The 23,022-nt window shown below is 57.0% G+C and carries 28 protein-coding genes; 8 read left to right on the forward strand and 20 right to left on the reverse strand.

All coding sequences use genetic code 11. The annotated features are described in order from the left end of the window. Positions 1–5: 5 nt before the first annotated feature. Positions 6–2,516 carry a heavy metal translocating P-type ATPase gene (locus PFRI_RS06000; protein WP_072629806.1) on the reverse strand — a complete coding sequence of 837 codons (2,511 nt, stop codon included), beginning with the start codon at positions 2,514–2,516 and terminating at the stop codon, positions 6–8. A gap of 152 nt (positions 2,517–2,668) precedes the next feature. Here PFRI_RS06000 and PFRI_RS06005 point away from each other — a divergent pair, with 152 nt between their 5' ends. Beyond that, positions 2,669–2,863, forward strand: coding sequence for a heavy-metal-associated domain-containing protein (locus PFRI_RS06005; protein ID WP_072629807.1), 195 nt, complete (start codon positions 2,669–2,671; stop codon positions 2,861–2,863). Positions 2,864–2,871: 8 nt separating this feature from the next. Here PFRI_RS06005 and PFRI_RS06010 read toward each other — a convergent pair whose 3' ends face one another. From PFRI_RS06010 to PFRI_RS06050, 9 genes are all read right to left on the reverse strand, one after another. After that, a complete protein-coding gene (locus tag PFRI_RS06010; RefSeq protein ID WP_072629808.1) occupies positions 2,872–3,591 on the reverse strand; it encodes a DsbA family protein in 720 nt (239 codons plus the stop codon). Further along, on the reverse strand, positions 3,591–4,082 hold the full coding sequence (locus PFRI_RS06015; RefSeq protein WP_425439448.1) for a c-type cytochrome: 492 nt from the start codon (positions 4,080–4,082) through the stop codon (positions 3,591–3,593). Before PFRI_RS06015 ends, PFRI_RS06010 begins: the two co-directional genes overlap by 1 nt. Further along, positions 4,082–5,470, reverse strand: a complete 1,389-nt coding sequence (locus tag PFRI_RS06020) for a multicopper oxidase family protein (RefSeq protein WP_072629810.1) — start codon at positions 5,468–5,470, stop codon at positions 4,082–4,084. The genes PFRI_RS06015 and PFRI_RS06020 overlap by 1 nt, the downstream gene beginning before the upstream one ends. A 16-nt stretch (positions 5,471–5,486) precedes the next feature. Then, the gene (locus PFRI_RS06025; protein WP_084649620.1) at positions 5,487–6,377 is read right to left on the reverse strand and encodes a c-type cytochrome; all 891 of its coding nucleotides are present in this window, start codon (positions 6,375–6,377) and stop codon (positions 5,487–5,489) included. 4 nt (positions 6,378–6,381) lie between these two features. Further along, entirely contained in the window at positions 6,382–6,972 is a 591-nt protein-coding gene (locus PFRI_RS06030) for a c-type cytochrome (protein ID WP_072629811.1), read from the reverse strand. 170 nt (positions 6,973–7,142) lie between these two features. After that, entirely contained in the window at positions 7,143–7,709 is a 567-nt protein-coding gene (locus PFRI_RS06035) for a L,D-transpeptidase (protein ID WP_072629812.1), read from the reverse strand. A 134-nt stretch (positions 7,710–7,843) separates the two neighbouring features. Then, a complete protein-coding gene (locus tag PFRI_RS06040; protein WP_072629813.1) occupies positions 7,844–8,437 on the reverse strand; it encodes a L,D-transpeptidase in 594 nt (197 codons plus the stop codon). Between the two features lie 17 nt (positions 8,438–8,454). Next, positions 8,455–9,897 carry an ATP-binding protein gene (locus tag PFRI_RS06045; protein WP_072629814.1) on the reverse strand — a complete coding sequence of 481 codons (1,443 nt, stop codon included), beginning with the start codon at positions 9,895–9,897 and terminating at the stop codon, positions 8,455–8,457. Then, the gene (locus PFRI_RS06050; protein WP_072629815.1) at positions 9,894–10,613 is read right to left on the reverse strand and encodes a response regulator; all 720 of its coding nucleotides are present in this window, start codon (positions 10,611–10,613) and stop codon (positions 9,894–9,896) included. Before PFRI_RS06050 ends, PFRI_RS06045 begins: the two co-directional genes overlap by 4 nt. 126 nt (positions 10,614–10,739) lie before the next feature. On the opposite strand from PFRI_RS06050, the gene PFRI_RS06055 reads away from it, so the two are divergent. From PFRI_RS06055 to PFRI_RS06065, 3 genes are all read left to right on the forward strand, one after another. After that, positions 10,740–11,186 (forward strand): DUF411 domain-containing protein, encoded by a 447-nt coding sequence (locus PFRI_RS06055; protein WP_058314103.1) that lies wholly within the window; start codon positions 10,740–10,742, stop codon positions 11,184–11,186. Between the two features lie 85 nt (positions 11,187–11,271). Continuing rightward, complete coding sequence (locus tag PFRI_RS06060; RefSeq protein WP_235872024.1) at positions 11,272–11,826, forward strand: hypothetical protein; 555 nt, start codon at positions 11,272–11,274, stop codon at positions 11,824–11,826. A 117-nt stretch (positions 11,827–11,943) separates the two neighbouring features. Continuing rightward, positions 11,944–12,255 carry a DUF2933 domain-containing protein gene (locus tag PFRI_RS06065; protein ID WP_058314104.1) on the forward strand — a complete coding sequence of 104 codons (312 nt, stop codon included), beginning with the start codon at positions 11,944–11,946 and terminating at the stop codon, positions 12,253–12,255. A 274-nt stretch (positions 12,256–12,529) separates the two neighbouring features. On the opposite strand, the gene merA is transcribed toward PFRI_RS06065, so the two are convergent. From merA to PFRI_RS06090, 6 genes are read right to left on the reverse strand one after another with little or no spacing between them, the layout of a single operon-like run. Then, complete coding sequence (gene merA / locus PFRI_RS06070) at positions 12,530–13,960, reverse strand: mercury(II) reductase (protein ID WP_211317755.1); 1,431 nt, start codon at positions 13,958–13,960, stop codon at positions 12,530–12,532. Position 13,961: 1 nt separating this feature from the next. Beyond that, positions 13,962–14,099: a hypothetical protein gene (locus PFRI_RS21300; protein WP_153218051.1), complete on the reverse strand. Its 138-nt coding sequence runs from the start codon at positions 14,097–14,099 to the stop codon at positions 13,962–13,964. Beyond that, on the reverse strand, positions 14,096–14,482 hold the full coding sequence (gene merF, locus PFRI_RS06075; RefSeq protein WP_072629816.1) for a mercury resistance system transport protein MerF: 387 nt from the start codon (positions 14,480–14,482) through the stop codon (positions 14,096–14,098). The genes PFRI_RS21300 and merF overlap by 4 nt, the downstream gene beginning before the upstream one ends. Next, positions 14,479–14,730 (reverse strand): hypothetical protein, encoded by a 252-nt coding sequence (locus PFRI_RS21105; RefSeq protein WP_072629817.1) that lies wholly within the window; start codon positions 14,728–14,730, stop codon positions 14,479–14,481. Before PFRI_RS21105 ends, merF begins: the two co-directional genes overlap by 4 nt. 10 nt (positions 14,731–14,740) lie before the next feature. Continuing rightward, positions 14,741–15,043 (reverse strand): heavy-metal-associated domain-containing protein, encoded by a 303-nt coding sequence (locus tag PFRI_RS06085; RefSeq protein ID WP_072629818.1) that lies wholly within the window; start codon positions 15,041–15,043, stop codon positions 14,741–14,743. Positions 15,044–15,058: 15 nt separating this feature from the next. Next, entirely contained in the window at positions 15,059–15,466 is a 408-nt protein-coding gene (locus PFRI_RS06090) for a mercuric transporter MerT family protein (RefSeq protein WP_240310512.1), read from the reverse strand. A gap of 76 nt (positions 15,467–15,542) precedes the next feature. On the opposite strand from PFRI_RS06090, the gene PFRI_RS06095 reads away from it, so the two are divergent. Beyond that, positions 15,543–15,956: a MerR family transcriptional regulator gene (locus PFRI_RS06095; RefSeq protein WP_058314107.1), complete on the forward strand. Its 414-nt coding sequence runs from the start codon at positions 15,543–15,545 to the stop codon at positions 15,954–15,956. Positions 15,957–15,981: 25 nt separating this feature from the next. On the opposite strand, the gene ccmI is transcribed toward PFRI_RS06095, so the two are convergent. The 4 genes from ccmI to PFRI_RS06115 are packed head-to-tail and all read right to left on the reverse strand — an operon-like array spanning position 15,982 to position 20,172. After that, on the reverse strand, positions 15,982–17,139 hold the full coding sequence (ccmI, locus tag PFRI_RS06100) for a c-type cytochrome biogenesis protein CcmI (protein WP_072629819.1): 1,158 nt from the start codon (positions 17,137–17,139) through the stop codon (positions 15,982–15,984). Beyond that, complete coding sequence (locus PFRI_RS06105) at positions 17,139–17,606, reverse strand: cytochrome c-type biogenesis protein (RefSeq protein WP_072629820.1); 468 nt, start codon at positions 17,604–17,606, stop codon at positions 17,139–17,141. The genes ccmI and PFRI_RS06105 overlap by 1 nt, the downstream gene beginning before the upstream one ends. Continuing rightward, entirely contained in the window at positions 17,603–18,169 is a 567-nt protein-coding gene (locus PFRI_RS06110) for a DsbE family thiol:disulfide interchange protein (protein ID WP_058314110.1), read from the reverse strand. The genes PFRI_RS06105 and PFRI_RS06110 overlap by 4 nt, the downstream gene beginning before the upstream one ends. Positions 18,170–18,171: 2 nt before the next feature. Then, positions 18,172–20,172, reverse strand: a complete 2,001-nt coding sequence (locus PFRI_RS06115) for a heme lyase CcmF/NrfE family subunit (RefSeq protein ID WP_058314156.1) — start codon at positions 20,170–20,172, stop codon at positions 18,172–18,174. Positions 20,173–20,380: 208 nt separating this feature from the next. On the opposite strand from PFRI_RS06115, the gene PFRI_RS06120 reads away from it, so the two are divergent. From PFRI_RS06120 to PFRI_RS06130, 3 genes are read left to right on the forward strand one after another with little or no spacing between them, the layout of a single operon-like run. Beyond that, complete coding sequence (locus tag PFRI_RS06120) at positions 20,381–20,932, forward strand: penta-EF hand family protein (protein ID WP_072629821.1); 552 nt, start codon at positions 20,381–20,383, stop codon at positions 20,930–20,932. Between the two features lie 39 nt (positions 20,933–20,971). After that, positions 20,972–21,439: a rhodanese-like domain-containing protein gene (locus PFRI_RS06125; protein WP_058314112.1), complete on the forward strand. Its 468-nt coding sequence runs from the start codon at positions 20,972–20,974 to the stop codon at positions 21,437–21,439. A 1-nt stretch (position 21,440) separates the two neighbouring features. Next, a complete protein-coding gene (locus tag PFRI_RS06130) occupies positions 21,441–22,889 on the forward strand; it encodes a multicopper oxidase domain-containing protein (RefSeq protein WP_072629822.1) in 1,449 nt (482 codons plus the stop codon). The last annotated feature ends 133 nt before the right edge of the window (positions 22,890–23,022 follow it).

Below are 23,022 nucleotides of genomic sequence, written 5' to 3' on the forward strand. Positions count from 1 at the left end.
TTCTCCTATTCTGCTGGCTGCGTTGTGAGTTTCGTTGCGGGTTGCTGGGGCGCGTCACCTTCTGCCATCGTCGGTTTGATACGGCGCAGACGAAGCGCATTGCTCAGAACCGATACCGAAGACAGCGCCATGGCCCCGGCGGCAAAGATGGGTGACAACAGCAGCCCAAAGGCGGGATAGAGTGCGCCCGCTGCGACCGGAATCAACGCCACATTGTATCCAAAGGCCCATATGAGGTTCTGCCGGATGTTGCGCATGGTCGTGCGAGCCACTTCAATGGCGTTCACCACGCCGCGCAAATCCCCGGACATCAACACCACGTCGGCACTTTCAATGGCCACATCCGTGCCGGTTCCGATGGCGATGCCGACATCGGCATGGGCCAGCGCTGGTGCGTCGTTGATGCCATCGCCGACAAAGGCGATCTTGCGATTGCCCTGCTTCAGTTCCTGGAGCGCTGCAACTTTTCCATCTGGCAGCACCCCGGCCACAACGTGGTCGATCCCGACCTCGCGGGCAATCGCGTCTGCTGTGGCCTTCTTGTCGCCAGTGATCATGGCGACTTTGATCCCGCGATCATGCAGGGCACGGATGACATCGGCGCTGGACGATTTCACCGGGTCAGAAACAGCAATCACTGCCGCAAGGGATCCATCAACGGCGGCAAAGAGCGCGGTACGTCCCTTGTCAGCCAATGCCCGTTCCCGATCTTCCAACGGGCCAATGTCGATGCCCCGTTGCGCCATGAAGCGATCGGCGCCAACAAGTACTTTGCGGCCCTGGACCAGAGCTTCGACGCCGTAGCCCGTCACGGAACGGAACTCCGTAGCATCCGGCCAGGACACGCCTTCGTTTTCCGCAGACTGCACAATGGCTTCGGCCACGGGATGCTCGGATTGCGCTTCGACAGATGCGATGAGGGCGAGTGTCTCTGCACGATCAAAGCCATCAGTCGTAATGAGATCGGTCAGGCTTGGCTGACCGTGTGTGACGGTTCCCGTCTTGTCGAGCGCAACAATATCAACTTCATCCAGATGTTGCAGCGCATCCCCTTTGCGGAAGAAAACCCCCATTTCGGCCGCGCGGCCCGTGCCCACCATGATTGAGGTAGGCGTGGCCAATCCCATGGCACAAGGGCACGCAATGATCAAAACAGACACGCCTGCGACCAGGGCAAAGGTCAGGGCCGGATCAGGACCAACCAGAAGCCAGACAGCCACGGTCACGAGCGCCAGAACCAGAACGGCCGGTACGAACCACATGGTGACACGATCGACAAACCCCTGGATCGGCAGCTTCGCGCCCTGCGCTTCTTCCACCATACGAATGATCTGGGCGAGCGTGGTATCGGCCCCGACCCGAGTGGCCGCGATGGTCAGGCTACCGGTGCCGTTCACGGTGCCGCCGGTCACTGGATTGCCCGCCGTTTTCGGAACGGCAAGGGGTTCGCCAGTGATCATGCTTTCATCGACATTGCTTGACCCGTCTGTCACGTCGCCATCGACGGGCACCCTTTCACCGGGACGCACTAGGACCAGATCCCCGATCCGCAGTGCCTCGATCTCGACCTCGCTGGCCTTTCCGTTGCGCAGAACCCGCGCCGTCCTTGCCTGCAAGCCCAAAAGCGCCTGTATGGCGGCACCGGTCTTACCCTTTGCGCGGGCTTCCAGAAAGCGCCCCAGCAGGATAAGCACGACAATGACCGCAGCCGCTTCGAAATAAACGGCTCGAACGCCGTCGGGCAGCAGGTCGGGCAAAAACGTCGCCACGACTGAATAGCTCCATGCCGCACCTGTGCCGAGTGCGACAAGGCTGTTCATATCCGGAACACGTCTGAGCAGCGCCGGAATGCCTTTTGCAAAAAAGCCCCAACCCGGTCCAAACAGAACCACCGTCGCAAGCGCGAACTGGATCAACCAAGAAGTCTGGATGCCGATTGTACGCTCAATCAACTCCTCAAAGCCCGGGATCGTGTGTTTGCCCATTTCCAGAATGAACACCGGAACGGTCAGAATAGCGGCAAACACGACGCGGCGCGCCAGGGCCTTTGCCTCGTCGGCCTTGCGTTCTGATCGGCTGACCTGCGCATCTGTATCTGCAACTTCGGCAGGGTATCCTGCAGCCGTGCTAGACTCGGCGATTTCTTTAGGTGCGATGACATCTGGCAGATAGCTGACAGCCGCCGTTTCGGCAGCGAGATTGACCGCCACGTCTAAAATACCCGGCGCGGCCTTTAGGGCCTGTTCAACCTGACCCACACAGGATGCGCAGGACATCGCCCCCACATTCAACGTGACCCGGGCCGTTCTGGCCGGATAGCCAGCAGCTGACAGGGCCTCGATTGCGGCACCTGTGGCGGCAGGAAAATCACTTTGGAACCGCGCCGTCTCATTGGCAAGGTTCACGCTTGCGCCCGAAACACCAGGCACATCATTCAGGGCATTTTCGACCCGTCCGACACATGACGCACAGCTCATGCCGGTGATTGAAAGCTGTATGGAACTGGAACCTGTCATCAAAGCATCCTCTACCAAGTCGCTTTCAATCTAAGGCTTCCAGTTGCGGGAAGCTCAAGAGGGGAACTGAATTTTTTTGCGGTCAAAAGTGTCTTGACCTTCCCGCCAGTGGAATCAGCAACAGTCAGGTCGCGTTGCAAATGGAGACCCTCATGATTTTTTCCGTCCCGAAAATGACCTGTGAACACTGCACATCCGCCATCGAAAGCGGTATCAAGGCGAAAGACCCATCGGGCGTCATTGCGACCGATCTGGACCTTTGCCTCGTCACTGTCCAAAGCACATTGGAACAAGCCGCCGTGCGGCAACCCATCGTTGACGCAGGCTACGACGCTTCAGCCGCGTAGGCTTGTCCTTATTCGGCGGCCCGGGCCTGATCGACAAGTTCAATCATCTGGTCCGCCTGAATCAGACCCGGCGCAAGACTGTCGCCGATCACGAATGAAGGTGTGCCACTGAACCCCAGCGACTGCGCAAGCCGCATGGAAGTTTGAATGTGCTCTTCAATTTCCGGTGCGGTCATGTCGCGACGCAGCTGTGCAACATCGAGGCCGATGTCTTCCGCAACGCGAATAATCGTGGCTTCCTCAGCGCGTTGCTTTAACTGCATCATCGCCCAGTGGAATTCTTCATACTTGCCCTGATTGCGCGAAGCCAATGCCGCGCGGGCGGCAAACACCGAACCCTCCCCCAAAATCGGCCACTCTCGATACACGACCCTGACGTTGGGATCGGCGGCAAGCAGTGCCTCCATTTCAGGTTTGACCCTACGGCAATATGGGCAGTTGTAATCGAAGAATTCCACAACCGTGACATCGCCCTCCGGATTGCCCAGAACAGGTGCGTTTGGATCATTTTCAAGCGTGGCTTTTTCAGTATCGAGAACCTCCGCTGCGGCTTGCGCCTGCAAAGCTTGTTGCTGCTCTTCGAACAATTGGGCGGCCTCGAATACAATGCCCGGATTTTCGCGGATGGCTTCCAGCACAAGTTCCTTGATCCGGTTTTCGTCAAGGCCGTCTGCCATCGCAGCTATGGGAAGCATCACAAGTGCAGCGGTGGCTAAAAATCTCTTCATTACCCGTCTCCTTTTGACGCTATGTCCTGTGCCGTTCGATCGGCCTGCGCGGCGCGTTCACGCTCCGGCCAGATTGATTTGATGTATGCGAGGATGTTCCAGATGTCCTCGTCGCTCAGTTGTTCGCCGAAACCCGGCATGCCGCTGTTGAATTCAATGCCTTGCGCGGCGAGCGTCGCCTGGCCCCCTTGCTTGGTGTAGGTAAAAAGCATGCTGTCAGGATGATGCCATGTATGTCCGGTCGCGTCGTGCGGAGGAGCTGGCAGGCTTCCATCTTCGCGCGGCGTGCGCCAGTCTTCCTCGCCCTCTAGGTTTGCACCATGGCACGCGGCGCAGTTTTCCGCGTAAAGGATCTCACCTGCGGCTATGTCGACCGGGCCGGCGCTCGCGGAGTTTGACGAAAGGGGCGCGTCGCCGATTTCAGTCCAAAGGAAGGCCGCAACCGCCGCGACACCCGCAAGTCCAAGCCCGAGATATGCAGATCGGGTCATCATCCAACAACGATCTTGGTCATCATGCCCGAGGCCGCATGTGACAACATATGGCAATGCAGCAGCCACTGGCCAGGATTGTCCGCCACGAACGCGACTTCACGCGTCTCTCCGCGTTCAAGGAGCGTGGTATCACGTAGTGGTCCGAGCGTGCCATCCTCTGCCACTTCATGAAAGTGCATACCATGCAGGTGCATGGCATGTGGGAAAACCGTATCGTTCACCATCTTCAAACGCACATTCTGCCCTCGGTCCAATCGCGCGAAAGGTTCGCCGTCGATACCGTCAACCTTCCCGTTGAACGACCAGAAATACCCGGCTTGAACAAGCTCGCCCATCGGCTTGATTTCCCCACCAAGAGAAGCGGAACTCAAACGGCCCATCGCGCCCCCTTCCATACTCAGACTGAGCGTTGTGGCGTCCTGCAGATCAACCATTGCGTGGTCATTCGGAGGCAGGGCCGCGGGCGCATCCCTGCGGTTTACGGTGCCACCTTCCTCGACCTCGAAAGCGACCTGGCTAAAAGTCTCTTCGCGACCAACCTGAACGATATGGGCCGTTTCTCCGACGTTCGCCGTTACATCGACGATTAGGTCAATACGTTGGGCCGGTGCAAGGGTCATGGTGTCAGTTACTTTAATTGGTGCAGTCAACGGCATCCCATCAAGGGCGACCATCCACCCGTCGAGGCCATCGAGGCTCAACTGGAAATTGCGCGCGTTGGAGGCATTGACGAGCCGCAGACGCAGGCGTTCATTCCTGCGCGCAGACAAAGCGAGATTAAAAGTCCCGTTGGTCGTAATCAGGTTTCCGAGCCTTCCCGCGTGGCTGAGATCACGAGGCGCACCAAAGTCATTCTGGATCTGGGCGGTTTCGGGATTGATGCGCCAATCATCAAGTATCAAAATCTCCTCCCGATCGATATCGAGGGCCTCCGCTTCTTCAACGATCAGGGCGCCATAGAGTCCCCTGGCCACCTGTTCCAACGAACGGTTATGCGCGTGATACCAGTAGGTGCCAGCGTCCGGGACAATAAAGTCATAGTCGAAGGCATCCCCTGGCTGGACGGCATCCTGCGTCAGGCCCGAAACGCCATCCATGGCGTTGTCGATCCGGATTCCGTGCCAGTGCGTTGAAGTTCCTTGGGAAAACCGGTTGACTAATCTGCGCTGCACCCGACCACCTTGGGCGACACGGATTTCCGGGCCCGGTGAACTCCCGTCAAAGCACCAAAGCGAAGTTTTGCCATAGTCACCAGGCAGCAACTGCACGTCGCTCTCTTGTGCAATCAGGTTGGTTGGCGGCGTATTCGCGAAACCAGCAGACGCCGATATCCCGGCAAATGCGCTGGACGTAGCGAGAAATTGTCGGCGATTGAGCGTGATCATCAGTTGATTTCCAGTACTATATATCGTTGTCCATAAGGTAGATGGCCATCGCGGTCAGGTCTGCATCGCTTAGGAAGCTCGTTCCATAGCGTACAACTTCGGCCATTGATCCGCCAAAAACATCACCCGAAGGCGTGATGCCAGATCGCAATGCATAAGCCAGATCGTCTACTGTCCAACCTTCTGACAAAAGATCGCCGGAACGGATCGATGGGGCCTTGCCGCCTCCAGGCAGGGCATCGTTGCCCGAAAACCGTTCAGCCACAATGCGTGCACCTACAACGTTCCGCGTCGTATGACAGGCAGAGCAATGTGCGGCACCGTTAACCAGCAGCTTGCCTCGGTTCCAGACGTCGCTTTTGTCGGCTTCGGGTGCCGTAAAGGGTTCCGTCAAAAACGCCGCTCTCCAAAGCTTCATCCCCCATCGTTGATCGAACGGAAAAGGGACGTCGTGGGCTGGCGCTGGCACGTTCACGGCTGGCACGGTCTGGAATGCGGCCCACAGGTCAGCAATATCCTGATCCGTGAAATTTGCATAAAACGGATACGTAAAGGTCGGATAATATGGATCGCCGTCAGGAGAGATACCCTGCCTCACTGCTTTTGCGAAGTCTGCCACGGTCCAGTTTCCCATTCCATGTTCCGCGTCGGTTGTAAGATTTGGCGGGTAAAAGGTGCCAAAGTCTGTCTTGAGAGGAGCACCCCCGGCCAGCGGGGCACCTCCGGATTCAAAGTTGGTGTGGCACGCGATACAACCGCTGGCCCGTGCCAAATACGATCCCCGGTCAATATCCCCGGCCAGACTTATCTCTGTAACGGCTGCTCCGATCGGCCAGGCTATCGTTGCCGCGACAACGCCGATCCCGCCGACGCCCACCGCGCCAATAATCCAACGCCCCCAACGCACTTGCTTACTCGTCTTCTTTGCGGAATTTCTGATGACAGGCCGAACATGTCTGAGCAACCATTGTGAACGCCGCGTCTGCGGGCATGTTGGCAAACATCTCGCCCGTCATGACCTGGTTCGATTCCATCATACCTCCACCCATCATGGAGGAAGCGCCACCGCCCATCATCCCGCCGGTTGTACCGCCCATCATTGATCCACTGTCGTTGCTTTGTGCTGTGGCCAGCCCATTGCCTGCGCTCAACTTCAATCCTTCTGCGGCTGTTTTCAGGTCTTCCGCGAGGGCCGCGAACTGTTCGCTGTCTTCCCACACTGACGGCAACGCTTTGGACACGCCCCCACCCGACCCCTCGGGAAACAGCCGTGCCATCTGTTCACCCGAATGCCCGACCATTGCGTCTGCCTCACGACGTACCAGATCGGCATCGTATGGAACTTGACCCCGCATCATCGGGGTGAGTGTCTTGATGGATTCTCCCATCGCAGACATGCCTTGCATGCGCTCGAGGACAACACCCGTTGCCCCAGTATGCGCCCAAGCCGCGACGCCGATCGTCGCAATGACCGTGGATGTGATCCAAACCTTTATTCGCATTTCCAGCACTCCATTAGTTGATCCCGTTTGCACGCTGCAGTTCCCGCACATATGCAACAGCCATTTTCACGCCGCTGTTTATGAAGCTTTCGACCGGCTGCAACTGCTGCCAGATCACAGGCGCCCCCCGACAACCAGGACCGCCGCGATGAAAATGCCGGATCTCGCCATCAGATTAGCTTGACTTGAGTGCCAACTGGCGTCTGGTCATACACTTCGATGATTTGTTCGTTAAACAGACCAATGCAGCCGTTTGATGAGCGCCGCCCGATCTTGCGTGTATCGTTTGTCCCGTGGATTCTGTAATACTGCCATGTCAAATGCATGGCCCGGATGCCCAAAGGGTTTTCCGGTCCGGGGGGCACATAGGATGGCAGAGTGGGGTCTCTTTCAAGCATGGACGGTGTTGGCGCCCAGTCCGGCTCTGGATCCTTGAAGACGATTTCGGTGTATCCGCGCCGCGTCAGCTCGTCTGTCATCGGCACGGACGTTGGATATATACGCATTTCGCCGTCTGCCGTCCAATGCTGCAGAACACGTGAGACCGTATCCGAAATGATGATGCCATTTCCGAGCCGATCAAAGTGATCCTGCCAAGCATGCGTTCGGAACGAAGACATGTTGCGCCGAACCGGAGCTTGTTCTTGAGCGCCCAGAATAGAAGGCGCTGCGAATGCTGCCGCCCCTACCCCGGTAGAGAATGCGCGACGTGTCAAAACTGTTTGTTTGCGGGTCATGGGACCAACCTCGATTAGGGTACCTGCTTCCTTGTTAGATTACCCAATCGCATGGTTTCCCTGAATAGCTGGGCGGTTGGTTTTTTGTAACTATATGTATCGCTATCAAGGCTCTGTGAGCGTTTTTGCTATTCTCACGTGGCGAAAGGTTTGAGCACAACACGCGTCTGGATCGGGACTTGCTCGTATAACTCGACAATTTGGTTGTTCGTAAGCCTCGCGCAACCGTTCGAGACGCGTCGACCGATCGTCTTCGGGTCCGTGGTTCCGTGAATCCTTAGGTATGTGTCTCCTCGACCCGGTTGAAAGAGGTACAACGCTCTTGCACCCAGTGGATTTTTTAGTCCCCCAGGAACACCGCCGGCAAAACGAAGATATCGGCCCGGCTCTCTGCTTATCATTGCAGGTGTCGGCGTCCAGCGCGGCCACTTTTGCTTGCGCGCGACATAGAACTCGCCGGATTCATAGAGGCCTTCCCTGCCAATTCCGACCGTGTACCTGACCGCACGATGGTTCGGCAAAGTCCAAAACAACGCGAACTGGTTCGGATCGACATGTATTTCTCCCGGCTTCCCTGCCTCGGAATACTCAACTTCGCGCGGCAAATGCTCAGGAGGCACGACAGATGGTCCGATGCGGCGATCATGCTCTGCGTCACTATGAGCAAATGCTGTTTTTCCGCACACGGAAAGAGCAATAACAGACGTCAGAAAATGTCTTCGTTTCATATACGTACCTTGGGAAATTATTGTGTTTTGAGGTTAGTAATAGCATGCGCTATACGTGGCGAAAGAGACTCTTGTCGCGAGGTGCCGGCACCCGGCCTGATTGGCAGCGTGATTTCTGCGCGGAGCCCCGCATCAACGCGATTTTTCAACAAAATGGAACCGCCGTGCTCAAGGACGATACTTCGCGCAATTGACAGCCCCAAACCATGACCGCCCGTTTCTTGTGATCGCGACGTCTCAAGTCGGACATAAGGCCCGAAGACGGCCTCTAGTTGATTTTCGGGGATGCCGGGCCCATTGTCGTCAACGGCGATCACTACCTCATCGCCCGACCTTTCCCAAGATACTCTGGCCTCGTTCCCATAGCGGATCGCGTTCTCAATCAGGTTTCTCATGGCGCGCCGCATCGCACTTGGCTTCACAGATGCGATCAGGGGCCCTTCGCTGTTCATTTGAACCTTGTCCAACCCCATACCGGTAATCAGATCATGAAGATCAATGGATTGGACGTCTTCATGCTGGCCCACACCCTTCGCGAAATCCAGAGTTGCATCGACCATTTGTTGCATCTCTTCGCTCGATGTCACTAAGGATGCGCGTGTATCCTCATCATCTACCATCTCTGCCCGCACGCGAAGGGCGGTCAGAGGGGAACGGAGATCGTGCGCCAGCGCCGCAAGCATCTGGGTTCGGTCACTGACAAAACGTGTCAAGCGATCCTGCATAGTATTGAACGCATGGGTCAGGTCTTGCACTTCCTTCGGTCCCACAACCGGCAAGTCCCCCTCTCCGGCACCACGCCCCAAGCGTTCGGATGCGTTTGCCAGGTTGTTGAGCGGGCCGGTCAATCTGGAGAGAAGAAACCAGAAACTGGCAACCAACAGAAGGCCCGCAGTCACAGCAAATGATATGTTGGAGGCGAGGGACCATTGCAGCGGCGGCCTTTCAAATCGCGTACCGACGTTGAGCCAACTTCCACCTGCCAATGCAATAGAAAGCTCCATTTCAATGGCAGCAAGGCTGCCTTGCATCATTTCAGCATGCATTTCCGCCATTTCAGGAGACAGATTTGGAAGTGGCAGCAGGCCTCCTTCAATTTCATGAACCTCAACCCGAATATCACGGCTGTAACTCTCTCCCAGCAATGCCCGGATCCGTGCCTCAACCGCCCCGCCTTCATCATGATCTCCATGGGGGACCGTTGGAGCATTTGCCAGATCGAAACGCACAAGCGGTGAGGTCGCAGCGCGAATGATCTGCGCGTGCAGTTCCGGGGGAGCCCCTTCAATCAACTGAGCGACGTTTGCCGCGCGCGCCGCTGCTTCGGCACCGATCGCAGCCTGTACGGCAAGCGATCTTTCATCAACAAAGAACCACAGGCTTAGGGCCTGTGCGAGGGACAGTACGCCGAGGACCAGAAGCGCAATCTGCGCGCGCAACGTCCGTGGTAACATCTTCATGCGCATATCTCGACATCGCAAGACAGGCTGTATCCACCATTACGCACAGTCGCGATGACCCTGGGCCGCAATACATCCTGCTCGATTTTCCTGCGCAATCGGCTCACCTGATTGTCTATTGTTCGATCCAGAGGCCCCGCTATGCGTCCTGTGCTGAGTTCAAGAAGGTGGTCTCTGTCGAGGACGGCCCTCGGCCTTTTGAGGAACAGCGTTAGCAATTTCAGTTCCCCGGACGTGAGTTGCGTGCGGGACCCAGTTTGGTCAATCAGAGTGCGACCGTCGACATCTAGCTCAAGATGTGCAAATTTGACTGTCTTCCCGGCAAAGTCGTCGATCTGCGGGATTTGCTGCGTTCGTCGCAGAATTGCATTAATCCGCGCCAACAGTTCTTTGGGGTTGAAGGGCTTCGCAAGGTAGTCGTCCGCCCCGCCGTCCAGGCCAGCTATGCGGTCGTCATCGTCTCCCAATGCGGTCAGCATCAGGATCGGTGTATGTCCTTCCCTGCGCAGCCGCCGACACGCGGACAACCCGTCTTCCCCCGGCATCATGACATCCAACACGATGAGATCGAAATTGGCTTCTGCGAGCTTACTGTCCATCTGTTCGGCATTCTCTGCCGCAGATGCACGTAGTCCGTTCCGTTCCAGATAACTTGTTACGGATTTTCTGATCTCTGAATGGTCGTCGACGACCAGTATACGTGGTTGCTCTTTCATATTGTCTTTATAGACATTCCGGCTCAGGAACGCCCATCCCGTGATTGTAGCCAAATGTAACAACGTCTACCGGTCGACTCCCGAACGCATGTCAAGTATCAGAACCAAGAGAAAAAGGAGTTCGAAATGGACAGACGCCAATTTGTCTTGACGGTCGCCAGTGCGATTGCAGCAGGTCCCGCATTGTCACAGACTGCTACCCCGATGTTGCAGGTAACCAAAACACCGACCTGCGGCTGCTGCGGTGCGTGGGTTGATGAGATGATCTCTGCCGGGTTCAAAGCATCAGTTGAAGACGTCGACTATGACACCCTTCAAGTGTTGAAGCAGAAATACGGCATCGCGCCAGAGCTCGCCGGATGTCACACGACTTCTGTGAGTGGCTACTTCGTTGAGGGCCACGTGCCTGCCTCCGACATCGCGCGGTTGCTGCAGGAAAAGCCTGCGGCGCGCGGCGTGACAGCGCCGGGCATGCCTATGGGGTCGCCCGGTATGGGCACCAGGGGCGATCCGTATGATGTGATGCTTGTGCTTATGGACGGATCGACCCGGGTTTTCGCGACACACGGCTGACGTGCTTTCTCCCGATACGTTCCGACAAAGCTATTCTCCCGCGCTGCCATTTGGTAGGTTTTGTTGGAACGTATCCCTTCTGAGCATGGCAAGCATCCTGCCGTTTCTGTTTGTCTACGTCGTCAGCACGCCCAATTTTGCGGCGATGCTCGTGACGAATTCCACAGCGCTCGGGCGGTTTCTGCGTCAGGTGATGACAAACGGGCTGCCGGTTGTATTTATTGTCAACTATATCGGGTTTGTCTTCGCACATAACACGTTGAATAATCCCGACCGCTCGGAGATCGGGTATATCGTTCTGGATGGCCTCCTTCGAAGCGCCACTTTCATCGCGATTCACATTCTCGTTTATGTACTGTCGGCTGACTTGTTTGGCTCCTTCAGCGGCAATCGCGCAACCGCAGTAAGCGTGGTTGGACCAACGCTTGAGCGGTCGTTCATTTTTCACAACATCTCTGGCGTGTATCTCTACGCCGTTGTGCCGGGCGCATTCATCGCGCTTCTGGCCGTTCTGACAAAACGTTCAGGCGAGACGTCTGATACAAGCAAATCCAAAACGAGGAATATAGCTCTGCTCTTCAGCCTGGTCTCGATCCCCGGTGTGACAGTCTTGTCTTACGCGCTGAATTCGGCAACCTGACTGATTTACCCGGACAACTATTCGTAGACCGTCATCTGATCAAGTGTATCGAAATGTACCCTTGACCTTACCTCACTGGAATGTTGCACAGACGTCCGAGAATGTCTGGAGAGCTACATGTCTGACACTCAAAGCCAAAAACCCACCTGGTCATCGAAACTGATGCACTATGGCATGGTGGTCTGTTGTGCCGTCATGCTGTTGCCGATCGCGGCCTTCTTTGTCGCTGGGGGTACAATTGCCGGTCTGTGGACCAACGTCGGGCTTTTTGCGCCGATCGCACTCTGCCTCGGGGCACACGTTGTGATGCACAAATTGATTGGAAAGTCGTGCCACGGGTCAAAAGATGAGCAGGCGCAAGAGGATACATTGGATGCAGAATTCCGCGATGGACAGGTTCCTGCTCGGGACATTGCACGCTCGCGCTAAGCGTCGTCTGGCCCTCAGTTCCACCATCGTCGGTCTGCTTGTCCTGGGCGGATGCTCGACGTCAGGCGGGATTTGTCCGTTAGAGCCTCCGTCGGTTACACGGGCCGCTGCCGACAATGTGCGTCTACCCGATGGTTGCCGACTGGTGGGCCTGTCTGGAAAGGGCGTTCAAAAAGTATCCTGCGACGATGGAAGGAGCGGGTTTGCTTTCAATTAAGGCATCTTGCAACACGCTGTAGTGGTTGCCAGAGCCTCCAGTTTTTTTGCCGATCTGTCATCCCGCGCAGCAGCTCAGCTTCGCCACGTCCATGTCGAAGGTTTGCGCCGCCAACTTCAGCCCTTCCACGGTCGTCAGATACGGGAAGATCGTCTCGCCGAGCGCCTTTGTTGTCATGCCGAACTTCAGCGCCATGACGAGGGTCTGGATCGTATCGGACCCCTCGGGCGCGATGATCTGGCCACCAAGCAGCCGGTCGGTCTTTCTGTCCGCCACCAGCTTGATCAATCCGCGCGTGTCGCGTGCGGCCAGCGCGCGCGGCACTTGATCGAGCGGCACGATGGACGTCTTGACGTCGAAGCCCGCGTCCCGAGCCTGGGTTTCACTGGGACCGACGCCCGCGACCTGCGGGTCGGAAAACACAACCCAGGGCATCGCGGCGTTGTCGTAACGATGGTCCTCACCAAGCACTGCGTTTTTGGCTGCGAGCTTTGCACCATAGGCCGCCATATAGACGAACTGGTCACGGTTGGTCACATCGCCCGCAGCATAGATGCCGGGCACCGATGTCTGCATGTCCTCGCCGACGACGATGGACCCACGCGCGTCGGTTTCCACGCCGATTGCGTCCAGGCCCATATCTTCGGTATTGGCCCGCCTGCCAGCGGTCGAAACGAGGTGATCCGCCGTCACTTCGACAGGCTTTCCGTTCTGGATCACGCGCAGTGTCACGCCCGCGTCGTCGCGGCGCACAGTGTCGTAGCTTAACCCGGTCAGAAGGGTGATGCCTTCGGCCTCGAACGCCGCCGCCAATGCCTCCGAGACCTCTGGTTCCGCGCCGGGCAACAGATGCGAACGGGCAACAAGCGTGACCTTCACGCCCATGCGGCTCATCATCTGGGCCAGTTCCGCGCCGATGTAACCCGCGCCGATGAAGATCAGGCTTTTCGGCAGTACTTCGAGCTCCAGAAGACTGGTGCTGTCGAGCGCGCCGATTTCCTCGATGCCGTCGATGGTCGGCAGGACGGGACGCCCGCCCGTGGCGATGATGGTCCTCGGTGCTTTCAGGGTTCGCTCACCGACTGTCACGCCACCTTCGATCAGCCGCGCGGGACCGGCGTCGATGTAATCGACACCCTCATATTCCGGCAGAAGGTCCGCGTATTTCTTCTGGCGCAGGGTCTCGACCAGATCGTCCTTGGACTGAACGAGCGTCTGCCAGTCATCGACTTGCGCGTGGCCTGATAGACCGGGGAACCGTTTGGCAGCTCCCGCACCGTGCACGGCCTCTGCCGCGCGGATCATCGCCTTGGACGGCACGCATCCCACGTTGACGCAGGTTCCGCCGATGGTGCCATGTCCCACGAGAGCGACGCGCTTTCCGGCATCCGCGCCGGTAATTGCGGCGGAGAACCCCGCCGATCCGGCCCCAAGAACGATCAGGTCATAGCCGCCCTGTCCATCGTCGTTTTTGTTCAGGTCTTTCATCTCAGCGCGCCTCACCATACTCGGGGTTGTTCGATTTGGCAGCGAACAGATAAATGACCGCGCCGATTGCGATCAGCGGTGTGAGCATGCCGAGAAGACCGAAGAACATACCGGTGGCGGTGCAACATCCCATCATCATGAGAGCGTTCCTTTCTTTTGCGCACGGTTCAGCAGAACCGCGTAGAGTGCTGTGGCGGCGAAAACGCCGATTGTGATCCGTATTGCGAACCTGAATTCGAGAAGAATGATCAGGATCGACAGGGCCACCGCGAGGCCGGTGGCCCAAAGTTTCGGGGCCGGTCCCGGCTTGCCAGCGCGCAGCCAAAGGGCCTGTGCCACCACGGCGAGGCTGAAAAACAGCAGCGGGAACAGGGCGTAATCGAGCCAACCCGTTAGGGCCGACAATCCGACGCCAGCGACGATGACGACCAGAAGCGGCGTAAAGCAGCAGAGCGCGGCGAAGAGCGCACCGCCAAGCCCCCATTTCAGCAGACGGTCGGAATTTTCAGGTGTGCCAGTCAAGGAGCCGTCTTTCTCTGTGATGGGTCGGGGCCGGAGGCGCGTTTCATTTGCGAACGACGCAATGCGCGGACGATCAGGTAGGTCAGACCCGCCAAAACCAGCACGGCAATGCCACTCATTCCAGAGAGCCAAGCCCCAACGCCGCCGAACAACGCTGCAAGCACGGCAGTTCCGCCGCCGCAGCAGACGACCACGACCGGAGCTGCTATTCCGAAGGCCAGCAGGCCACCCATCAGATTGTCACGCATTGCAGGCGGCTCAGGAGGCTGTGTCGGGCAGCACCTGCGCCGGATAGCCATTGGCCGTCACCGCGCCGATGATGCTTTCGATGGAAGTTTCGGCGTCATCGTAGGTCACGCTGTAAACACCCTGCCCGTATTCGGGGCCGTCCTCGAATGCGGCGATCTCGACCGACGGAACACCGCGCATCGAGCTGGCGACGATGAATGAACAGGACGGGCATGTCAGTTCGCTGACGGCGATCTCGACCTGGCGCTCTTCAGCGAGGGTCGGAGTCGAGAGTGCGGCGATAGTCAGGGCGGATAGCAGAAGATGCTTCATGGTCATTGTCCTCGTTCAGAATTTCAGGATGAAGGGGGTGATGTAGGGAAAGATCATGGCGACAGCGACAATCGCGGAAGCGGCCCAGAGGGTCGCCCGCATGATTTGGCGGTCGATGGGGCGGGCGCAGGTGCCATCGGCACAGGACTCGGCATCTACAGGCTTGTAAGCCTTGTAGAAGCCGTATCCCAAGAACGCGGCGCTCAGCGCGAAGGTGTACCACTTGTAGGCATAGAGGGCCCCGAGCTGCGCGATGAACACGCCCGTCACGCCAAAGCTGACCAGAACAAGCGGCAGAATGCAGCACGAGGTCATCGCCAGCGCACCGAGGACGCCGAGGCCGGTCACGCCCCATCCCTTGGTGGTTTCGTCGCCAATTTTCTGCGACCGAGATTGCGGAAGTTCCGCCAAATTTTGTTCCATCGAATCTTCCTTGAACAGATATTTCCACCGTTCTAGGGTCTGTAGTTGATACAGGCTCAAGGGGTTTTTTTGCGAAATGAGTAACACAAGCGTGAGTTCAATTCGGCGGGGTGATTTGGCACGAGCGACGGGCTGCAACCCGGAAACCATTCGCTATTATGAGAAAATCGGCATCATGCCGGACCCGCCGCGCAGTACGAAGGGCTATCGAAGCTACGATGATACCCATGTACGACGATTGAAGTTCGTCATGCGGTCCCGAGCTCTCGGTTTCTCGCTAGAAGAGGTTCGCGGGTTGCTGGGCTTGGTTGATAATCGGATCCAGACTTGCGCCGAAGTCCAAGCCATGGCCGAAGTACATCTCGGAGAAGTGCGCGCAAAAATAGCCGATCTGACACGGATAGAACGCGTCTTATCAGAAACCGTCGCGCGCTGCACGGGCGATGCGGCACCCGACTGTGCCATCATTGATGCGCTTTTCGATGCATGAGCACGAAAACAGGTCTGGAAAGATGCTATTGGCGCATCCTGGCCAGTGCCTCTTGTAGAGTTTGCCGCCGCGGATCGTTTTGCGGAGCTACTGATAACAGTACTTCAGCACGTTCAAGTGCGGCGATTGCCTGTTCCCTATCACCCAAGACGGAGAAAGCGTTGCCAAGCCGCATCCACCCGTCAAAGTCATCCGGCTCATCTTCAAGACGCGCAGCCAGCCGTTCAACCATCGACATGATGAACGCCTGTCTCTCCTCCACGGTCAGGTCTAGAGCGTCTTCCATATCTTCCTGAGAAGGCCCGGGTGCACTGACCAACGGTGCAAAATCAGCCAGTGAGATCGGAGCTCTGCTGATCTCGGCGCCAATTCGGTTTGCTTCAGCAACAAAGCTTTCCATCCAGGGATAGAAACTGTCCGCGTTGTTCAGTCGTCTTATCAGCAAGTCATGTGCCTGCGCGATGTCGCCCTTCTGTCTCAATGCGACTGCCTTGTAGAAGACCGCCGCGGGATTGGACGGGTCCAGTTCCATCGCATGCTCGATTGCGGTCACCGCAGCCGGTGTCACAACACCTTGCTCTGCCGAGATAAGGGCCTCTGCAAGCATGGAGAAAACGGCCGAAGTGGCTTCTGGTCGTTTGGCGACAATCCCGAAGGCCTCGGCAGCATCTGCGAACCGACCCATTCTGGAATAGGTTTGTCCCAGAAGCATCCAGCCTTCTGACGGTCCTCCGGAGGGATCAGTCGTGAGCCGATCATAAAGCTGATTTGTCAAATCTGCGACTTTCGCCGTCTCTTGACGTTCAGCTGTCCGCTCGGAAAATGCAATGCCGGGTATCTCCGGTGATCCCATGACCGCGTAGTAACCGAATGCGAAGGCCGGAACGAACATAGCACTCAGAACAATGGCAAAGCGACCACCCGATGTCAGTTCCTTGGTCGCCTGAGCAGTCTTGCGCGACTGCATGAGAATCCGTCTCTTGATCTCCTGTTCTGCCGCGGTGGCCTCTGCGCCAGAAATGACACCGCGCTCAAGATCCCGTTTGACCTCATCCAATTGGTCCAAGAGAACGGCGGGGGTTGTATCCGCCATGACCGACGTCATTTCTGACCGGCGTCGGAGCGGTAGTCCCACAAAGAGCAGTCCAATTGTGGACAGTGCGGCAAAAACCAACCAGATCATCAATTGTCCTTTGGCGTGTTAATGTCGATGAAACGCGCAATCTCGGCTTCCTCAACCTCGGAAAAATCCGCAACGACGCCTTTGCGCCGGCTTTTCAAAATGATCGCCCAGCCCGCCAGGAGAGAAACGACAGCCAAAACAAAGGGCGCCAACCAAAGGGCCAGGGTGGAGGCATTGAAAGGCGGGCGCATCAAAACGTAGTCGCCATAGCGCGCATGAATAAACGCGATGACCTCTTCATCGCTGTCGCCAGCGACCAACCTTTCACGCACCAAAATCCGCAAATCCCGCGCAACGCCAGCATTGGAGCTGTCGATATCCTGATTTTGACAGACGACGCAGCGCAGTTCCTTTGAAATCATCCGCGCGCGCTCTTCAAGCACCAGATCCTGCAACATCTCGTCCGGCTCGACCGCAAAGGCCATCACCGGAAGAAGCAAAAAAAGCGCGATGATCACATGCCTCATCCGTTCTGCCCCCTCGGCAATGCGCCTGCCTGTTCGAGCGCCTCTCTGAACCTAGCAATGGCTTCATCACCAACAACAGGCCCGACGTATCTGAACAACACAGTTCCATCGGGTCCGACAATGAACGTCTCGGGTACGCCCGACAGGCCCCATTCAATGCCAGCCCTTCCACTCAAGTCTGAGCCAATCTTTTCATAGGGATTGCCAAGCTCCGCCAGCCATTTTGTCGCATCTTCCGGCTTGTCCTTGTAGTTGATACCGAACAGCCTCAGCCCATCTTTTTCGACCATTTGGGTCAGTATGCCATGCTCCGCCCGGCAGGGTACGCACCACGAAGCAAACACATTCACGATGACCGGTCCGGCGTTATCCACGAGATCGGCGCGGGACAAGCCGGGCGTCTCCAGCCCCTCAATGGCAGCCAGATCGAACTGGGGCGCAGGCTGGGAGATCAAAACAGATGGAATGTTGTTTGGATCCCGATCGGGGTTCAGCCCCCATAGGAAGAACCCGCCAAATACCGCCGCGATCGTGAGCGGGATGAATGCCAGTATACGTCCCATCGTTACTCTGCCGGAACCCGAGCGGTCACAGCTGCTTTGCGACGAGGTGCACCAACGCGCAGCCGACGATCCGACAGCGAAAGACCGCCGCCTAGAACAAGCATCGCAGACCCGATCCAGATGAAATTGACCAACGGTTCATACAGAATTCGAAGAGTCCATGCGCCTTGTGTACTGGCGTCCTCCGAGGCCGGGTTCGCGATGGACGTATAGAGATCTCCTGCCAGTGTGGAGCGTATCGCGCTCTCGGTCGTGGTGCTTTGAGCAACCGGGTAAGTCCGCCGCTCCGGGAAGAGATCGGTCAAGTATTTTCCATCCCTCGAAACGGTCAATTCACCGCGATCCGCAAAGTAATTGGGCCCACGCACCCGTTCGACTCCGTTGAACCTTACATCAAACCCGCCGATACTGATGTCAGCGCCGGGCTGGACAAACATAATTTCCTCGGATTTCCAAACTGTTGAGCCAATGAATCCGAACATGGCAACAGCAAGACCTGCGTGAGCCAACGTCATGCCATGCGCAGATCTGGGCAGATTTGAAGCCCGGCGCCAGGATGTTGAAACCGGGCCCTCAAACAGCTTGATCCGCATCGTCCATTCCCGCACCGTCGCCATGAACAGCCAAAAGGCGAGCATCAGAGACAGATAGCCCAACACCGGGCCACCTTCCGCCAAATACCAGACCGCAAGCGTCCCCAGAACGGCAAGAAGGGCGACAAAGCGCAGACGTTGCAGGACGCCCGGCAAATCCGCGCGCTTCCACGACAAGAAGGGTCCACACCCCATTGCAAAGACAAGCGGCAACATGACCGGAATGAACGCAGCATTGAAAAATGGCGGGCCTACCGACAGTTTTTCGCCGCCTGTCATTGCTTCGTAGAACAGAGGGTACAATGTACCAAAAAGGACGACGCCAGTGGCCGTTGTCAGAATCAGATTGTTTACCAACAGGCCCGCTTCACGGCTGATCGGTTTGAACAGCCCACCCGGTTCCATCATCGGCGCGCGCCATGCAAATAGCGCGAGCGAGCCACCGATTGACACCGCCAGCAGTCCCAGAATGTAGAGGCCTCTTTCGGGATCAACCGCAAATGCATGCACAGAGGTCAGCAGCCCCGACCTGACGACAAATGTTCCCAAGAGGGACAGGGAAAAGGTCAGGATCGCGAGGAGAATTGTCCAGCTTTTGAAGGCGTCTCTTTTTTCCGTCACGATTGCGGAATGCAGCAGTGCCGTGCCCATCAGCCAGGGCATGAAACTGACGTTTTCGACAGGATCCCAGAACCACCAGCCGCCCCAGCCAAGCTCGTAATAGGCCCACCAAGACCCCAAGGCGATGCCCGCGGTCAGGCTCATCCAGGCGGCCAGTGTCCACGGACGCACCCACCGCGCCCAGGCGGCATCCACCCGTCCTTCGATAAGGGCTGCAACGGCAAAAGAGAAAACAATCGAAAACCCGACATATCCAAAATAAAGGAGCGGTGGATGCATCGCGAGGCCAACATCCTGCAGCAGCGGGTTAAGGTCCTGGCCGTCGCTGGGTGGCGGGAAGACGCGATCAAAAGGGTTGGACGTAAACAGCATGAAGGTCAGAAAGCCGACACTGATCCATGCCTGTACCGACAGCGTTCGCGCCTTCAGTGCTTGCGGAATATTGGATCCAAACAAAGCAACAGCAGCCCCGAAAACCGTCAAAATGAGTGTCCAGAGCAAAAGCGAGCCTTCATGGCTGCCCCATGTGCCCGCCACCTTATACAACATCGGTTTGAGTGAATTCGAATTCTCAACAACATTCTTGACCGTAAAGTCGCTGGTGATGAATGCCTGCATGAGCGCAAGGAATGCAACGGTGACGAAGAGCACCTGTCCAAACGCGGACCATCGGGCCGATTGCATCCAAAGAATATTTCCACGTTTGGCACCGAGGATTGGCAATACACTTTGAACAAGAGCCAGAGCCAAGGCCAAGGCCAGCGCGAAATGACCAACTTCAGGTGTCATCTGATCATCCACTCCTTCGATGAACTCACCGCTTTGTGCGGTTCGTACCATTCCTACCAAGTCGGCCTGCAGGCTGTCAGGGGTTGCTTTGTCACCGTTTGTAACAAAGAGCCCTGAGACATATCATTACAAAACACCCCCTCCCCCGGTCTTTATCTGATCCGACATAATAATGATGTTTCGAGAGTAAGTTGGAAAGGAAAGACCGATGGCAAATAGAAGCATTTTTGCACTTTGCGTGCTGACTACCTTTGGCATATCGCAAGCTGCGTTTGCGGAGTCGCATGTCGGCGGCGAAACTCAGCCTGATACGGGCGCAATGTCCAACATGACAATGGGCGATGGTGCCGCGCAAACTGGTATGATGAGTGGGGACATGATGTCCATGATGCAGAACATAATGAAGATGCACGCATCCAGGATGGGTGGCCGCGGCGGTATGATGGGTATGATGGATCGTGATATGATGGCCATGATGATGCCCAGCGGTGATCCTCAGAACATGCGCGCACACATGGGCGTGAAGTTGCGAGAATTTGATGCCGACGCCAACGGTGCGCTGACCCTCGAGGAATTCGAGACCTTGCACATGAGTGTCGTTCGCGACCGCATGGTTGACCGATTCCAGCATCTGGACGCGGATGCCGATGGTCAGATCACTCAGCAAGAAATGGACGCCGCCGGTACACGGATGGGCGACATGCAAACAACGTCGGATGCTTCCGGATCTGCCGATCACCATGGTAGCGACAATGAATAAACAAAGCCTCAGGCCTGCCTATTCCAAAGGAGGCCTCCGATGCCATCCGATCTGACACGTCGCACGGTCGGATTAGCCTTGATCGCTGCAGCCGTCTCACCAACTTTAGCCGTCGCACAGACAGCCAAGATTTGGTCATCTGACTCCGCGTATAATGCGCTGCGGCAAGATCGTGTCCGGATGATCGACGTCCGTTCGCGGCCGGAATGGGCCGACACCGGGATTGCTGAAGGAGCCTGGCCGATCAGCATGCACGAAGATCGGTTCCCCGAGCGGCTTTTTTCAGCCCGTGCAATGGCTGAAGGCCGGCCTGTCGCCCTCATTTGTGCAACTGGTGGTCGGTCAGGAAGTGTCATGCGGAGTCTCCAGCAAGCTGGGTATAGTGACTTTGTTGATGTATCCGAAGGAATGCTCGGATCTGCCGCCGGGCAAGGTTGGATTGCAGCCGGCCATCCGGTTGTCAGCATGGAAGCTGCCCTGGCGGCCCTTCCGGAAGGCTTGGCCTGACGTGCGCCTCTTGAACCGCCGTGAAGCTATTGGATATGCCGCAGGTTTCGGAGCCGCCGCTGTGCTGCCATCTGCTGCGCTATCCGGCACAGGGCGGAAGCTTGAATACCCAGAGCTTCTGGATGCAACAACATCGCGACGATTTCAGCTGAAAGCTCAATCTGGCGCGACCCGATTTCGCGGCAGTTCCGCGACCGAAACCATCGGTTACAACCAAGGCTATCTTGGACCAACGATCCGGCTTTTGACCGATGCAGATACTTTGGCCGAGGTGCAAAACACTCTGGACGAACCCGTCTCGTCGCATTGGCATGGGTTGCTTGTTCCTGGCCCCTTCGATGGTGGGCCGCATCAGGCCATCGCGCCCGGACGATCATGGGACCCGGTACTCAACCTTGATCAGCCTCCAGCAACAGCATGGTATCATAGCCATGTGCACGGTTCGACAGCCCGACAGGTCATGTTCGGACTGGCAGGTGTTCTGCATGTTACCGATGGGGAAGACGATGAACGTGGTCTGCCGTCCACCTATGCGGTTGATGACTTGACCCTCGTGCTGCAGGACCGTCAATTTAATTGGCGCGGTCGCATGACATACGATGTCGGCATGCATCAATCGATGAATGGTTTTCGAGGTGACACAATGCTCGTGAACGGGCAGGCAGGAGCCTCAGCGGCAGTTCCCAAGGGGGTCGTGCGGTGCCGTCTTGTCAACGGTTCGAATGCGCGGATTTACCGACTGTCCTTGGCCGACGATCGGCCACTTCACCTCGTGGCGACGGATGGTGGATTCCTGGATCGACCGGTTGCACTCACTCGTATGGTGCTTGCGCCAGGAGAAAGGGTCGAAGTTCTCATTGATTTCACGGATGGCAGGGACAGCGTCCTGGTGTCCGACGATATTGCAAACTCCGCCATGGGTGGAATGATGGGAAGTGGTTCTGGCGGTCGTTTTACGGTGCTGCACTTCGCCGTCGATACAACCCTCCCCGTCCGTATCGACACCCTGCCCGATGCCATGGATGGCCCGTTGCCTGACCTTTCTTCCAACGATATCCCCGTTCGGCGTCTAACTCTAGAAATGTCGATGGGAATGGGCATGATGATGTCCCGCTCCGGCAATCAGTTTTCAATCAATGGCGCGCCCTATGATCAAAACGCCCTCAATTTCTCTACCAAGCTCAACAGCACCGAGCGCTGGATTGTCCGCGGCGACATGATGATGCACCCGTTCCATATTCATGGGGTGCGCTTTCAAGTCTTGTCCGACAACGGACGCCAGCCGCGGGCAGAGAACAGGGGCTGGAAAGACACCGTTCTCGTGGCTGGCGAGGTTGAACTGGCGATAACGTTCGAAAAACCGGCGCCATCGTCGGCACCGTATATGTATCATTGTCACATTCTTGAACATGAAGACGGCGGCATGATGGGACAATTCAGTGTCTCATGATGAAGAATGTGCTTGACCCTCTACTCGCTGGAACCATGACAGTTGTGCTTGGCCTTTATTGAGGGATCAAAATGGATAATGGATCGAACATCGGGCGTCCTTTTCACGTCGACGTTGTAGCGGTTTTCGTGGC

The organism is Planktotalea frisia (genome assembly GCF_001890925.1).
Classification (GTDB): domain Bacteria; phylum Pseudomonadota; class Alphaproteobacteria; order Rhodobacterales; family Rhodobacteraceae; genus Planktotalea; species Planktotalea frisia.